13 protein-coding genes are annotated in these 15,822 nt (G+C 45.0%); 3 read left to right on the forward strand and 10 right to left on the reverse strand.

Annotation, left to right across the window (positions count from 1 at the left end):
- The first annotated feature begins 106 nt into the window (after positions 1 to 106).
- Positions 107 to 289 carry a DUF3545 family protein gene (locus tag VIC_RS03950; RefSeq protein ID WP_006957979.1) on the forward strand — a complete coding sequence of 61 codons (183 nt, stop codon included), beginning with the start codon at positions 107 to 109 and terminating at the stop codon, positions 287 to 289.
- A gap of 53 nt (positions 290 to 342) precedes the next feature.
- Here the strand turns inward: VIC_RS03950 and VIC_RS03955 are convergent, their stop codons facing one another.
- The 3 genes from VIC_RS03955 to nfo form a co-directional block, all read right to left on the reverse strand.
- On the reverse strand, positions 343 to 894 hold the full coding sequence (locus VIC_RS03955; RefSeq protein ID WP_006957980.1) for a hemerythrin domain-containing protein: 552 nt from the start codon (positions 892 to 894) through the stop codon (positions 343 to 345).
- 99 nt (positions 895 to 993) lie between these two features.
- Entirely contained in the window at positions 994 to 1,680 is a 687-nt protein-coding gene (gene ung / locus VIC_RS03960; protein ID WP_006957981.1) for a uracil-DNA glycosylase, read from the reverse strand.
- Between the two features lie 244 nt (positions 1,681 to 1,924).
- Complete coding sequence (gene nfo / locus VIC_RS03965; RefSeq protein WP_006957982.1) at positions 1,925 to 2,809, reverse strand: deoxyribonuclease IV; 885 nt, start codon at positions 2,807 to 2,809, stop codon at positions 1,925 to 1,927.
- 318 nt (positions 2,810 to 3,127) lie between these two features.
- Between nfo and grcA the strand changes: the two genes are divergently transcribed.
- Together grcA and VIC_RS03975 are read left to right on the forward strand one after the other, a co-directional pair.
- Positions 3,128 to 3,505: an autonomous glycyl radical cofactor GrcA gene (gene grcA, locus VIC_RS03970; RefSeq protein ID WP_006957983.1), complete on the forward strand. Its 378-nt coding sequence runs from the start codon at positions 3,128 to 3,130 to the stop codon at positions 3,503 to 3,505.
- 134 nt (positions 3,506 to 3,639) lie between these two features.
- Positions 3,640 to 4,485: a LysR family transcriptional regulator gene (locus VIC_RS03975; RefSeq protein WP_006957984.1), complete on the forward strand. Its 846-nt coding sequence runs from the start codon at positions 3,640 to 3,642 to the stop codon at positions 4,483 to 4,485.
- On the opposite strand, the gene VIC_RS03980 is transcribed toward VIC_RS03975, so the two are convergent.
- The 7 genes from VIC_RS03980 to lpxC all read right to left on the reverse strand — a co-directional run bounded on the left by VIC_RS03980 (position 4,436) and on the right by lpxC (position 15,785).
- Positions 4,436 to 5,215: a TSUP family transporter gene (locus VIC_RS03980; protein ID WP_006957985.1), complete on the reverse strand. Its 780-nt coding sequence runs from the start codon at positions 5,213 to 5,215 to the stop codon at positions 4,436 to 4,438. The genes VIC_RS03975 and VIC_RS03980 overlap by 50 nt on opposite strands.
- A 188-nt stretch (positions 5,216 to 5,403) precedes the next feature.
- Positions 5,404 to 8,634 carry a carbamoyl-phosphate synthase large subunit gene (gene carB, locus VIC_RS03985; RefSeq protein WP_006957986.1) on the reverse strand — a complete coding sequence of 1,077 codons (3,231 nt, stop codon included), beginning with the start codon at positions 8,632 to 8,634 and terminating at the stop codon, positions 5,404 to 5,406.
- Between the two features lie 16 nt (positions 8,635 to 8,650).
- Complete coding sequence (carA, locus tag VIC_RS03990; RefSeq protein ID WP_006957987.1) at positions 8,651 to 9,790, reverse strand: glutamine-hydrolyzing carbamoyl-phosphate synthase small subunit; 1,140 nt, start codon at positions 9,788 to 9,790, stop codon at positions 8,651 to 8,653.
- A 535-nt stretch (positions 9,791 to 10,325) separates the two neighbouring features.
- Entirely contained in the window at positions 10,326 to 11,135 is an 810-nt protein-coding gene (dapB, locus tag VIC_RS03995; RefSeq protein WP_006957988.1) for a 4-hydroxy-tetrahydrodipicolinate reductase, read from the reverse strand.
- Positions 11,136 to 11,264: 129 nt separating this feature from the next.
- Positions 11,265 to 11,663 carry an 8-oxo-dGTP diphosphatase MutT gene (gene mutT, locus VIC_RS04000; RefSeq protein WP_006957989.1) on the reverse strand — a complete coding sequence of 133 codons (399 nt, stop codon included), beginning with the start codon at positions 11,661 to 11,663 and terminating at the stop codon, positions 11,265 to 11,267.
- Positions 11,664 to 11,726: 63 nt separating this feature from the next.
- Positions 11,727 to 14,456, reverse strand: coding sequence for a preprotein translocase subunit SecA (secA, locus tag VIC_RS04005; protein ID WP_006957990.1), 2,730 nt, complete (start codon positions 14,454 to 14,456; stop codon positions 11,727 to 11,729).
- 411 nt (positions 14,457 to 14,867) lie between these two features.
- On the reverse strand, positions 14,868 to 15,785 hold the full coding sequence (gene lpxC / locus VIC_RS04010; protein ID WP_006957991.1) for a UDP-3-O-acyl-N-acetylglucosamine deacetylase: 918 nt from the start codon (positions 15,783 to 15,785) through the stop codon (positions 14,868 to 14,870).
- Positions 15,786 to 15,822 lie beyond the last annotated feature (37 nt).

Raw genomic sequence — 15,822 nt, forward strand, 5'->3', positions numbered from 1 at the left:
ACTTCATTAAATCGTAACAAATGAGAAACGAATCAAAGTTACTCTCCAAACGGAATGGTATTTAAACAGTACCCCTTCAAAGAGTAATAATTAAAAGAGGTAGCTTATGGAAGGCTTAAACTTTGAAGAAATCATGGAAATGGATTTTCCAAAAACTCGGGCAACACGCTCAAAACCTGCAAAGCGTAAATGGCGTGAAATCGAAGCAATAAAGGACAGGCAGAGACTTCAACGCGAATTAAAAGATATGGACATCGGATTCGACGATATCGACAACCTAGATTACTGACATTAAAAAAGAGGCGCTTATGCGCCTCTTTTTGTTTGCTGATATCTAGGGTGTCAGACACACTCTTGATCGACTTGCCTAACGCGTTGCGCTAATTGCTGATACTGCTCTGCAATGGTGTCACCAAAAACAGGGTCGTCTTCAGTGACGTTCCAACGTTTTTCGACGGCTTGCCAATCGTGCAAGGTAAATCTCTTATTAATGAGAGGTAATATAGACTGCTCTTCAAGATCCAAGTGGCGTTTTTGCGTCAGGATAAAATCTTCGAGTTGCTGCACAAACAGGTCTTGAGGAACCACTGCATCTTGGAGGATCATATCAACAGTATCGAGAAAAGCATGAGTCCTTTGTGATAATGTCTCATGCTCTAGTTCAAGATTCTCGATATCCGTGTGATGGCCATAATGCTCTAGGTAATAGTGGTAGAGAATATCCTCTTTAGGGTGATGGACACGCTCAGAGTGGTGAGCCAGATAGTCCACGATTTCTCTCACTAAACTGTAATTGATGGTCTGTTCTTCCTTTAGTAGGGCAATCTTTTGCCTCAATACTGCCAGCAAACGAACCATGTAACCATGCTCTCGCCTTATCCTTTCAATCATCATAGCGCTTCTCCTTAACACCTACTTTTAGTAAGTGTATAAAAGAAGTGCCATTCAAGTCTTGATGTTGCTCGAAAATTGGGCAATTAGCCTTGGCAGGAGCTAAACACTAACCTGAGCTGGAAGATGCCAATCGATCGTTGGTTTACCTTGGGCGTTAAGAATTTGATTTGCTTGCGAAAAGTGTCGGCAACCGAAAAACCCACGATGCGCTGACAACGGAGAAGGGTGTGGCGCAGCTAATACATGGTGCTTATTGCGATCGATGAAGCGCCCCTTTTTTTGCGCGTGAGAGCCCCAAAGCAAAAACACCACGCCAGACTGATGCTGATTAACCGCTTCAATGACTTTGTCGGTAAAGGTTTCCCAACCGGTTTTAGAATGCGAATGGGCTTTTCCCTGTTCGACCGTAAGAACAGTGTTTAGTAACAGAACACCTTGCTCAGCCCAGCTTTGAAGGTAACCATGCGCCGGAATCTGAAAACCATCAATGTCCTGTGCTAGCTCTTTATACATATTGACTAAAGAGGGAGGAGTCTTGATACCTGGTAAAACAGAGAAACAAAGACCATGAGCCTGTCGAGGGCCGTGATAAGGATCCTGTCCCAGAATAACGACTTTCACATCATTGAACTCAGTCGCCCGAAAGGCATTAAACACATCTTTTGCCGGAGGAAAGATCGCTTTACCTGATGCCCTTTCCGATTCAACAAAATTCAACGTCTGCTGAAAATAGTCCTGCTGCTTTTCAGCCCCAATGACGTCTTGCCATGTCAGTGACAGGTTCATGTTTTGTTCCTTCTGCTATTTACGCTCAAGCAATTGTCGCAAAAAGTCATGAAGGAACAAAGCGATAAAGTGAACTAGCTTTTTTGTGGGATCCGATAATGCCCCTGCCCCGTCACATGGCGATTAGGAACAGGAAGACGTGTCGAACGTGCGGTAGTATAAAAAGAAGTGTAAGGCATAATGGCATCCTTATTTGTCTGAGTACCTACACTCACTATGAAAAATTAATGCCACTTTTAAATAGTTAGGCCATTTCCTTGAGCCGAGTAACATGATGCTGACGTATAAACTCAATTTCGTCAGGCCAACTTTCCGGTTCTATTGTTTCTAGAATCAATGGGATATGGTCAAATCGAGGATCTTTGGCGATATACTCAAAACACGACCAACCAATTTCTCCTTTGCCTAATGCGTGGTGACGATCGACCTTCCCACCTAGGGCGATCTTTGAATCATTAATGTGCATTGCCCTTAAGTAAGGCATACCCACAACACGCTCAAATTCAGCAAAAGTAGCCTCACAAGCATCAAAGCTGCTCAAGTCATACCCTGCTGCGAAGGTATGGCAGGTATCAATGCACACACCAACTCGGGATTTATCATTAACTAGTTGAATGATTTCAGCTAAATGTTCAAATCGCCAACCTAGGTTGGTACCCTGACCCGCCGTATTTTCGATCACCGCTATCACGTTTGGTACCGCTTGGTGGGCAATATTGATCGATTCCGCAATTCGAGCTAAGCACTCCTTCTCAGAAATTTTCTTTAAATGACTCCCAGGATGAAAATTGAGCAAGGTTAGTCCAAGTTGATGGCAACGATGCATTTCATCTATAAATGCAGCGCGGGATTTCTCAAGCTTTTCTTCTTCTGGAGCGCCAAGATTAATCAAATACGAATCGTGTGGGAGTATCTTATCAGCGGTGAAGCCTAGCTTTATACAATTAGACTTAAATGCGGCGATGGTTGTTTCATCAAGCGGTTTGGCACTCCACTGGCGCTGATTTTTAGTAAATAGGGCAAACGCATTTGCTCCTATCTCTTTTGCCCTCAGTGGTGCCTGATCAACACCACCTGCTGCGGAAACATGAGCACCGATAAACTTGTTACCATACGACTTTTCTAACATGTTGCTTTATCACTTTTTACTTTCAATATATGGCACGAATTACAGCAAGTTATTGGACTCACCTCAACAACCACACCTCTTTTGTAGTAATATTACAACAAAACAAAAAATCCGAATCTATCGCCAAGACCACAAATCATTGCTATATATGATATTATTGATTCAAATCAACACATTAACCACTAACTTAATAATGATATTAGTAGTTATTTGACTTAAATCAAAACCATCAAAGTAATTTCGGGTTATATAATACGCAGCTCGACGAGATTCGGAAATTAACACCAATAAAACCACTAATGTGGATAGGAGACTGTGATGATTCAAGGCATTCAAATTACTAAAGCGGCAAACGATGCACTACTGAACTCTATTTGGTTACTTGATAGTGAAAAAAATGAAGCACGCTGCGTGGCTGCAAACTCAGGTTTTGAAACTGACCAAGTTGTAGCAATCAACGAACTTGGCGAATACGAAAGCCGCGAAGTTGCGATCGAGAAAGCACCTCGCATCGAAGGTGGTCAACACCTGAACGTTAACGTTCTTAAGCGTGAAACTCTAGAAGATGCAGTTGCAAACCCTGAGAAATACCCTCAGCTAACTATCCGCGTTTCTGGCTACGCTGTTCGTTTCAACTCACTAACGACTGAACAACAACGAGACGTAATTGCGCGTACATTTACTGAGTCTCTATAATTCAGTGAGTGGTACATTGAACATGATGACGGCGCCTTAATGGCGTCGTTTTTTATGACTTTAGAAAGAAGCAGTGCAAGCAAGCTTTTTTTCCGTTACATTAATTGACCCATTCCTAGTTTTCATCAGTAGCTATGTTACTTGAAGGCATCGAAACTTTATTAGTTCTTAGTAAAGCGAAAACCATGAGCCGAACTGGCAGCTTACTGTATATCAGTCAATCAGCAGTCAGTAAACGAATCGCCAATCTGGAAAAAAAACTCGGTAAGAAATTGATCGAACCTTCTGGCCGTTCAATCAAACTAACACCCGATGGGCAGGCTCTGATTGACAACATAGGTCCTTCTTTTAATGAGCTGCGAGGTCTAATCTATGAACAACAAGAGTTGGAAGATACCTCCCTCATCAAACTCGATAGCTCAAAGTCTTTGATTGCAGGGTACCTAGGCAAGACCATTGGCAACTACATTAAAAGCGATCAGTACATTACTATCACGACCAACCACACACCTCGTATTGTAGAACATGTTCAATCAGGTAAAGCAACGCTGGGCCTCTGCGCGGGTTTACTACCAGCCCACCATGGCTTGATGACCTTTCACTTATTTGATGAACCTTTCGCTGTCGTAAACGATGCACCTTTAAAGCAATTACCCGATAAGATCATCACCAACGATTTGACCAATCCCGCCAACAGCTATCAACTCATCACACTAGAAAAGCTCGGTATCAAGCCAATCATGGAAATGGATGCTTACACCGCTGCAGCCCAGCTGGCGTTAGGCGGAACAGCGCCAGCGTTGATCCCTCACTCAATCATTAAAGCGCTCAATATTCCCGATAAACATTGTTTTCATTTCAAACAATTACAACACCTAATCCGACCTATCCATATTTGCGTCAGACAGAGTGTGTATCAGTCGCCTCGGGTTAAAAAGCTGATAGAAACCATTGTTGATGCTGTTCCCAAAGCAGTTTAAATGCCATCGCCATCGACATCACGATCACTAGGGGACGGATCAATTTTTGGCCTTTGTTCACGACCACTTTTGCTCCCATACGAGCCCCAAAGAACCCACCGACCGCCATCACCAATCCTAATTCCCAGATCGGTAATCCTGCCAGCACAAAAAACAGTAATGCAGCGATGTTAGAAGTAAAGTTCAACACCTTGGTGCGAGCGGTCGCATCGACCAACGAAAAATGCCCAATGGCAACAAAACACACAGTAAAAATGGAGCCTGTTCCTGGGCCGAAGAAGCCATCATAAAACCCAACCCCACCGCCTACGGACAAAGCAAACATCGCTTCTGACAGCTTGGCTTGCCCCGAGTGTTGTTTCGTTTTTGGCATCAGCAAAAAGTAAAGCGAGATAGCGACAAGAAGAATGGGAATAAGACTGGTCAGGGTACTTGCGTCAATATACTGCACTGCTTCTGCGCCAATCGCCGAGCCGATGAAAGTACACAGGATGGCTAAGCGCATCTCTTTAATGCTAACAATACCGTTACGCACGAAATACCAGCTAGCAGAAAAACTCCCAAATGAGCTTTGCAACTTGTTTGTCGCTAAGGCTTGAGTCGGGGGAACACCGGCCGCTAGTAGCGCAGGTAGCGTTAATAAACCACCGCCACCAGCCATGGCATCGATAAAGCCTGCAGCAGTAGCAACAAAGAAAAGTATGGTCAGTATTTCGAGGGAGATTTCCATGACGTATGTCTAAACGGCGAAACAATGGCCATAACCATAACACTGAGCTTTCCAGTCGGATAAGGAAAGCATCGAAATTGACCTATTCCATTTTTTCATCATTCTAATACACCGCATAAAAAAGCCCGCTCAAAAGAGCGGGCAATGAGGTTGTCATATAGGCTCTGTTGCGAGCCTACTGTTTTTTATTACGCTTCGTTCTGTGCCACTTTAGCGTGCAGCTCTTGAACTGAAGTCACTGACGTTTTAGCGTCAGCCGTATGTGCCATACACACTGCAAACGCTGCATTCAGTGTCGTTGTGTAGTTCACTTTCTCAGCCAATGCGCCACGACGTAGTACTTTTGAATCCTCAATCGCTTGACGACCTGCCGCGGTGTTGACGATGTAGGTGTACTCGTTGTTCTTGATACGGTCAAGAATATGTGGACGACCTTCGTGTACCTTGTTCACCAGACGTGGGTTGATACCTGCTTCGCCTAGGATAACTGCTGTTCCGTGCGTTGCATCCAGTTGGTAACCAAGCTTAGTTAGCTTAGACGCCAGGTCTACCACACGCTGCTTATCGCCTTCACGAACTGACAGCAGTGCACGACCACCTTCTGGGTAAACTGCGCCACAACCAAGTTCTGCTTTCGCGTAAGCTTCTGCGAACGTTGCACCTACACCCATTACCTCACCAGTAGAGCGCATCTCTGGACCTAACAGCGGATCAACACCAGGGAACTTGTTGAACGGAAGTACCACTTCTTTCACTGAGTAGTAAGGTGGGATAATTTCTTTAGTAAAGCCCTGAGACTCTAGAGATTGACCCGCCATAACACGTGCAGCGATTTTCGCTAGTGGAGCACCCGTTGCTTTAGATACGAATGGTACTGTACGAGCAGCACGAGGGTTTACTTCGATTAGGTAAACTTCGTTATCTTTAACAGCAAACTGAGTGTTCATCAGACCGCGTACACCAAGCTCGAAAGCTAGCTTCTCTACTTGCTCACGCATCTTATCCTGGATTTCCTGACTTAGTGTGTAAGCAGGTAGTGAACATGCCGAGTCACCAGAGTGAACACCCGCTTGCTCAATGTGCTCCATGATACCGCCGATAACGACGCGCTCACCGTCACAGATAGCATCGATATCAACTTCAGTTGCGTCGTCTAGGAAACGGTCCAGAAGCACTGGTGACTCGTTCGATACGCTCACCGCTTCGTTGAAGTAGCGGCGCAAGTCTTGCTCGTCGTAAACGATTTCCATTGCGCGACCACCTAGTACGTATGAAGGACGTACAACCAGTGGGAAACCAATTTCTTTCGATTTCTCTACCGCTTGCTCAATTGTCGTTACTGTCGCGTTTTCTGGCTGTAGAAGACCCAGACGGTCAACGGCAGCCTGGAAGCGTTCACGGTCTTCTGCGCGGTCTATGGCATCAGGGCTAGTACCGATGATTGGCACACCTGCCGCTTCTAAAGCACGAGCCAATTTAAGTGGAGTCTGACCACCGTACTGAACGATAACTCCTTTTGGCTTCTCAACACGTACGATTGAAAGCACATCTTCAAGCGTAACTGGTTCGAAGTACAGACGGTCTGACGTGTCGTAGTCAGTAGAAACTGTCTCTGGGTTACAGTTAACCATGATAGTTTCATAACCATCTTCACGCAGAGCTAGTGAAGCGTGTACACAACAGTAATCAAATTCGATACCTTGGCCGATACGGTTTGGACCACCACCAAGAACCATGATCTTGTCTTTGTCTGTCGGCTGCGCTTCACACTCTTCATCGTAAGATGAGTACATGTAAGCGGTGTCAGAAGAGAACTCAGCCGCACAAGTATCAACGCGTTTGTATACTGGGTGGATATCGTACTGGTCACGCAGGCGACGAATTTCGTTCTCAGATACACCAAGAATTGAAGATAGACGAGCATCAGAGAAACCTTTACGCTTCATCTTACGTAGCACATCTTCAGTCAAGCCAGCAAAACCGCCTGCCTTAACTTGGTTTTCCAGGTTAACCAGTTCTTCAATCTGAACTAGGAACCAACGGTCAATTGCCGTTAGATTGAATACGCCATCTACTGACATACCAGCACGGAATGCATCTGCGATGTACCAGATACGCTCTGCGCCAGCTTCTTTTAGTTCATGACGAATTGTTGTTAGTGCGTCAGGCGCATCCAGATCAACCATTTCGTCAAAACCGTTGGCACCAACTTCAAGGCCACGAAGCGCTTTTTGTAGAGATTCTTGTTGGTTACGGCCGATAGCCATAACCTCACCAACGGACTTCATCTGAGTTGTCAGGCGGTCGTTAGCACCTGCAAATTTCTCGAAGTTAAAACGAGGAATCTTAGTTACTACGTAATCGATTGTTGGTTCGAATGACGCAGGAGTCGCGCCACCTGTGATGTCGTTCTGTAGCTCATCAAGAGTGAATCCAACAGCCAGTTTCGCTGCAATCTTAGCGATTGGGAAACCTGTTGCTTTAGAAGCAAGAGCAGAAGAGCGAGATACACGTGGGTTCATCTCGATGATAACCATGCGGCCATCTTTCGGATTAATACCAAACTGTACGTTTGAACCACCTGTCTCAACACCGATTTCGCGCAGTACTGCTAGGGATGCATTACGCATCAACTGGTACTCTTTGTCAGTCAACGTTTGGGCTGGTGCCACTGTAATTGAGTCACCAGTGTGGATACCCATTGGGTCGAAGTTTTCGATAGAACATACGATGATACAGTTGTCCGCTTTGTCACGAACCACTTCCATCTCATACTCTTTCCAACCGATTAGTGATTCATCGATTAGAAGCTCGTTGGTTGGAGAAAGGTCCAAACCACGACGACAGATCTCTTCGAACTCTTCTTTGTTGTAAGCGATGCCACCACCAGTACCACCCATAGTGAATGAAGGACGAATGATACATGGGAAGCCAACCATATCGAGAACTTTGTAAGCTTCTTCCATCGTCTTAGCCGTATCCGCACGCGGACACTCTAGACCAATCGACTTCATTGCTTTATCAAAGCGAGAACGGTCTTCGGCTTTATCGATAGCATCGGCCGTTGCACCGATCATCTCTACGCCAAACTCTTCGAGGACACCATGCTTCTCAAGATCCAAAGCACAGTTAAGTGCAGTCTGGCCACCCATAGTAGGCAGGACAGCATCAGGACGCTCTTTCTCAATGATCTTACGCACAACTTCCCATTGAATTGGCTCGATGTAAGTGGCATCCGCCATTTCTGGGTCTGTCATGATCGTCGCAGGGTTCGAGTTAACCAGAATGACTCGATAACCTTCTTCACGCAGTGCTTTACAAGCTTGAGCACCAGAGTAGTCAAACTCACATGCCTGACCGATAACAATCGGGCCTGCACCTAGAATTAGAATACTTTTTAAATCAGTACGTTTTGGCATTCTCTACTACTCCGAATTAAGCGCTGTGTTGTTTGATTAGTTCGATAAAGTGGTCAAATAGCGGCGCTGCGTCGTGCGGACCAGGGCTCGCTTCAGGGTGACCTTGGAAGCTGAATGCTGGCTTGTCTGTACGGTGAATTCCTTGTAGAGAGCCATCAAATAGTGATACGTGCGTTGCGCGCAGATTCTCAGGCAATGTTGCTTCATCTGCAGCAAAACCGTGGTTCTGAGAAGTAATCATCACAACATTACGATCTAGGTCTTTAACTGGGTGGTTAGCACCGTGGTGACCAAATTTCATCTTAACGGTTTGCGCACCAGACGCTAACGCAAGGATTTGGTGACCTAAACAGATACCAAAGATTGGCAAACCTTTATCCAAGAACACTTTGGTCGCTTCGATAGCGTAAGTACATGGTTCAGGGTCACCAGGGCCGTTTGACAAGAACACGCCGTCAGGGTTAAGCGCCAAAACTTCTTCTGCACTGGTTTCAGCAGGAACTACTGTTAAGCGGCAGCCTCGGTCAACAAGCATACGCAGAATGTTTCGTTTTGCACCGAAGTCATAGGCAACAACATGATATGGCAATTCGCTGTCGTCTTGCGCCTCAGGAAGTCCACCCTCGAGCGTCCACGAACCTTGTTTCCATTGATACGCTTCTTTTGTTGTAACTTCTTTCGCAAGGTCCATACCTTTTAGGCCAGGGAATTCTTTCGCTTTAGCTAGCGCTAGAGCCTCGTCTAAGTTGTTACCCGCAACGATACAACCGTTCTGTGCACCTTTTTCACGCAGAATGCGAGTTAGCTTGCGCGTATCAATATCAGCGATGCCAACGATGTTTTGCGATTTGAGGTAATCAGAAAGGGATTGTTCGTTACGGAAGTTAGAAGCGATTAGAGGGAGATCGCGAATCACAAGGCCTTGTGCATGAATGGAAGAGGATTCTTCGTCTTCGGAATTGGTTCCGGTATTGCCTATGTGAGGATAAGTAAGTGTGACGATTTGCTGGGAATAGGAAGGATCAGTGAGGATTTCTTGGTACCCCGTCATCGAGGTATTAAAAACAACTTCACCAACGGACGCCCCATCTGCTCCAATGGAAACTCCGCGGAACACTGTCCCATCTTCTAGGACTAACAGTGCTGATTTACTCAAGACAACCTCCAGAATAAAAATGCAAAAATAATAAATTAAACTGCAAACTTGCCTTCCTTCACGCAATAAAAAAGCGCTTTCAGGTTATTTAGACAAATTGGCGGTATTCTAATGAGGTGATAAAGAAGTGTCAACAGAGACGCGAAAATAAATTTAACATTTAGAGCAGTTAAAACCAAAAATGTTTTTAGATGGCTAAAATATACAGTTTAGTCCCACTAACAAGGAGATAAGGTGAACAATTTATGAAATGGGGTATTTTCAACATATCTTAGATCACAGTTTTTATTATCATTTTCGCGCAAACGTTGAACAACACGCAGTTGCCACTACTTTTAAGCAACTAAACAAAAATCCACACGGAAACAACCAAAATAAGCAATAAACTCAAGTGCAGATATCGTACTTCAACTAGTTTATTGGATTACCAATTTGAGCCCGATACAAAAAGCGCCGGGCAAGCCCAGCGCATAATTATCTATTTTTAGTTTCTAGCTTCACTTTAATACTAAGAAGCCGGACAAATCCCTTCAAACTAAAGCTCGTTTAGACCCAGCACATCTGTCATAGTGTAAAAGCCCGCCGGCTTCTCATTAAGCCAAACCGCTGCCTTAATTGCACCATTAGCAAAAGTCATACGATCTGTGGCTTTATGGGTCACTTCTACACGTTCGCCAATATCAGCAAACATTGCAGTATGCTCACCAATGATGTCACCGGCGCGGATGGTCGCGAAGCCAATTTCATCTTTAGTACGCTCACCTGTGATGCCTTCACGCGCGTAGACCGCCACATCACTTAGCTTATTGCCCATAGCATCGGCAATTGCTTCTCCCATACCAATTGCAGTGCCTGATGGGGCATCTACTTTATGACGATGGTGTGCTTCAACAATTTCAATATCGCAGTAATCGCCCATCACCTTGGCAGCTTTTTCGAGAAGCTTAAAGACTAGGTTTACACCCACAGAGTAGTTCGGGGCCATAACCACAGGCACATGCTGAGCAAACGCATCAATTTGTTCACGTTCTTGCTCGGTAAAGCCTGTCGTACCAATAATAATGCCCTTTGCGTGCTGCTTGCAGAGCTCTAGGTTGGCAAGCGTGCTTGAGGGTGCAGTAAAGTCTACGATCACATCAAAGTTCTCGATGTCTTTTGCTAGATCATCAGTAAGTACGATGTCAAACTTCCCTTCACCACACAGTTCACCAATATCCACACCGACTAAAGATGACTCTGGTCTCTCGGAGCCTGCACCTACCTGAGCCTGCTGGTTCAAATAAGTGGCTTTAACTAAGTTTCGGCCCATACGGCCCGCAGCTCCTGCAATTGCAATACGTACCATTGCATCTCTCCATTATTATCATTACTTGTGCTTAGTGGATTAAAACTACCAACATTAAGCACTGCTGGCTAGGGTCGGATGATCTTTCATGACTAAATTTTTCTCAAAAAGATCAACCCTCAGCTCTCTCTATGAAAACTCGTTCATCACGCGACGTAAAATAGGCATGTTAGCTTCTGGGAATGCATAGTCAGCAAGCTCAGGTACTGGGACCCAAACCCCTTGTTGCCCTTCTTTACCATAAGGGGCGTTTTCAAATCGGGTCACACTGATGAAATCAAACTTGAGTGATTTTTCTGGGTAGTCATACTCAAGGTGCTCAAACAAACTCTGCTCTGTCACCTGAATTCCGACTTCTTCATCCAGCTCACGAACAATCGCTTGCTCTATGGTTTCGCCCGACTCCACTTTGCCACCAGGAAACTCCCAAAAGCCTCCTTTATGCTTGTCGTCTGGCCTCTTGGTAATGAACACTTCCGATTGGTCGGAATTAAAAATGATGGCGGCAACAATATGAATACGTTTCATAGTAATTTTCCTTAAAAAAAGAGCCGCCTAAGCGACTCTTTACTTTTCATTGACGATTTCAAATTAGCTATTAATTTGACCGTGACACTGTTTGTATTTCTTACCGCTACCACAAGGGCATGGCTCGTTTCGGCCAACTTTGCGTTCTTCACGAACCATTGGCTGATGTGCACTTTCATTGCTCTCTTCATCAGAAAGTTGATTCTCAGCTGATGCATGTTGAGCTTGAGCACGACGAGCCGCTTCTTCCGCTTGGGCACGGCGCTGCGCTTCCATACGTTCAACTTCTTCTTGCTGTTGAACTCGTACTTTCGACAGAATAGTAATGACATCTGACTTAAGCGCATCTAGAAGACCTTCAAACAGCTCAAACGACTCGCGCTTGTACTCTTGTTTCGGGTTCTTCTGCGCGTAGCCACGTAGGTGGATGCCTTGGCGCAAATGATCCATCGCCGCCAAGTGCTCTTTCCACAGCGTATCCAGCGTTTGTAGCATGACGGATTTTTCAAAGTTACGCAGAACCTGCTCACCCACCACTGCTTCTTTCTCTTTGTAAACAGCAACAGACGTATCAAGGATCTTCTCACGCAGCGCTTCTTCGTATAACTTATCGTCTTCTTCAAGCCACTGTTTAACTGGCGCATCCAAATCAAAATCGTTTTTCAGCCGCTCTTGAAGGCCTTCTACATCCCACATATCTTCCAGAGATTGTGGCGGAATGTACTCATCAATCACAGCGCTGATTACATCAGCACGGTTTTGCTCAATCATTTCGCTGATATCTTCTACACTCATCAGCTCATCGCGAAGCTCATACACGACTTTACGTTGATCGTTCGCTACATCATCGTATTCAAGCAGTTGTTTACGGATATCGAAGTTACGGCCTTCCACCTTACGTTGTGCTTTTTCGATGGAGCGAGATAGCATCTTAGATTCAATCGCTTCCCCTTCTTCCATACCACTCTGGATAAGGCTAGCCATGCGATCAGACGTAAAGATGCGCAATAGTGAATCTTCCATTGATAGATAGAAACGCGAAGAACCTGCATCACCCTGACGACCAGAACGGCCTCGTAGCTGGTTATCAATACGGCGAGATTCGTGACGTTCGGTACCTATGATGTGCAGACCACCGGCCTCAAGAACTTTGTCGTGTACTTCTTTCCAATCTGCTTTAATAGCTTCGATCTGCTCTTGCGTTGGATTCTGCATTGAATCCACTTTCGCCTGCCAGCTTCCGCCTAGCACAATATCAGTACCACGACCTGCCATGTTCGTAGCGATTGTCACCGCACCCGGTGTACCCGCTTCAGCAACAATTTCCGCTTCACGTTCGTGGAATTTCGCGTTCAAGACGTTGTGTTTGATCTTCGCTTTTTTCAGTGCGTTGGATAGCAATTCAGACTTTTCGATCGAGACCGTACCCACTAGAGAAGGTTGACCTCTGGCTACACGCTCTTTGATATCTTCAATGATCGCATTGAATTTATCTGCTTCAGTACGATAAACCACATCTGGCATATCGTTACGAATCATTGGTTTGTTGGTTGGGATAACAACCGTTTCAAGACCATAAATAGATTGGAATTCAAACGCTTCCGTATCCGCAGTACCCGTCATACCTGATAGTTTTTCGTATAAACGGAAGAAATTCTGGAAGGTAATAGATGCGAGCGTTTGGTTTTCGTTCTGAATCTTCACGCCTTCTTTAGCTTCAACAGCTTGGTGAAGACCTTCTGACCAACGACGACCAGGCATAGTACGCCCAGTATGTTCGTCAACGATCACCACTTCGCCATCTTCATTGACGATATAGTCAACGTTCTTTTCAAACAGAACATGCGCACGTAGAGCTGCATTTACGTGATGTAAGAGGCTAATGTTTGCCGGAGAGTATAGCGTATCCCCTTCTTCCATTAGACCATTCTTGATCATCAGCTCTTCAACAAATTCTTGACCAGTCTCTGTCAGATGGACCTGCTTCGACTTCTCATCAACCGTGTAATGACCATCACCACGATACTCTTCTGAGTCTTCCTGATCTTGTTTCTGAAGATGTGGAATAAGGGTATTGATACGCGTGTATAGTTCGGAACTGTCTTCTGCTGGACCTGAGATAATCAAAGGTGTACGTGCTTCATCGATAAGAATCGAGTCAACTTCATCCACTACCGCAAAGAAGCGAGAACGCTGTACACGATCCTCAGCACGGAAGGCCATGTTGTCGCGAAGGTAATCAAAACCAAACTCATTGTTGGTTCCGTATAGAATATCCGCTAGGTAAGCTTGTTTCTTTTCTGGTGGCGGCATATTTGGCACGTTTACGCCAACTGTCATGCCAAGAAATTCGAAAAGAGGACGGTTTGTCTCAGCGTCACGCTTTGCTAGGTAGTCGTTCACGGTAACAACATGTACGCCCTTTCCTGCTAGAGCATTAAGGTAAGCGGGCAGCGTCGCTGTCAGAGTCTTACCTTCACCAGTACGCATTTCAGCAATCTGACCTGCGTTGAGCACCATACCACCAATAAGCTGGACATCGAAGTGACGCATACCATAAACACGCTTTGATGCTTCACGTACTGTCGCAAACGCTTCTGGTAACAGTTTATCTAAGGTTTCACCCTGTTCAAGACGCTGGCGGAACTCAACCGTTTTGGCTTTCAATTCTTCATCAGAAAGCGCTTCGAAGGTTGGCTCATAATTATTAATTTCTTTTACAATTTTTCTAAGGCGACGTAACGTGCGGTCGTTGCGACTGCCAATTACCTTTGTCAGTAGCTTAGTTATCATTTGCTATGCATCTCTCTTTACTTAGATCGGGCCCGATCTACATTCTATGCCTTCAGTCTCTAACAGTTTTGAACTAAGAATACTGAGATAAATCACTTTACTCAGATATTGCGATGAGAACTATAGATTTCAAGGCTTAAGTGGCGGTTAGTTTAAGGAATTTTACCTCTAACGACCAATAACAAGGTGATTTGTTTGAAGCATTCTTTATTTTTGTTCGTTATATGATGGATGTTTATCCGCTGAGAATAAAAATATACCCGCCAAACCGAGTATATTTGTCGACTGGACCTAAAAACTCACTTTGATCGGCAAGATCTTTTGAAGCGCTCTGGGCAGATCTTTGCCACGCGGCAAACGCCGAAAACAAAAAAACCAGGCTTTAGCCTGGCTTTTCAAATTTTATGCTTTTTACGCTACAACCATACTTGGTTCTGCGAAAGCGACCGGTGAAACCGCTTCTTCTTCAAACGTAACCCACTCCCACGCTTCTTGATCTGCTAGAACAGAACGCAACAATTGGTTGTTTAAACCATGGCCAGATTTAAACGCACGGAACTCACCAATTATTGGGTGCCCACACATGTAAAGGTCACCAATAGCATCCAATACTTTATGAGTCACAAATTCGTTTTCGAATCTCAAACCTTCTTCATTAAGAATACGGTATTCATCCAACACGATAGCGTTATCAAAACTACCGCCTAACACCAAATTCTGCGATTGTAGATATTCGATATCACGCATAAAGCCAAAGGTACGAGCTCGGGATATTTCCTTCACAAAGCCTTGCGAAGAGAAGTCAAACAATAAATGCTGCTCATCAGAATCAATCGCTGGGTGATTGAATTCGATTTCAAAGTCCATACGGAAGCCGTTGAATGGAACAAACTCCGCCCACTTATCGTCGTCTTCAAAACGTACAGGCTTTTTGATACGAATAAATCGCTTCGGCGCGTTTTGCTCTTCAATTCCTGCTTGTTGCAGAAGGAACACAAAAGGGCTAGCACTACCATCCATGATTGGAATTTCAGGGGCGTCTACTTCAACAATAATGTTGTCCACACCCATACCAGCAAGTGCGGCATTTAAGTGTTCAACCGTTGAAATACGCACACCTTCGTCGTTAACCAATGCGGTACAAAGCATAGTGTCACGAACGGATTCAGGATCTGCTGGAAAGTCGACAGGTGGATTTACATCCGTACGGCGGTAAATAATACCTGTGTTTGCAGCCGCTGGGCGAAGAGTAAGTGTAACTTTACGACCAGAGTGGAGACCCACACCAGTTGTTTTCACCATTTCTTTCAGAGTACGTTGTCTGATCATCTGCTTGCCTCAGTACTAATTGCTACAAAACACGGTC

It is taken from the genome of Vibrio coralliilyticus ATCC BAA-450 (assembly GCF_000176135.1).
GTDB lineage: Bacteria > Pseudomonadota > Gammaproteobacteria > Enterobacterales > Vibrionaceae > Vibrio > Vibrio coralliilyticus.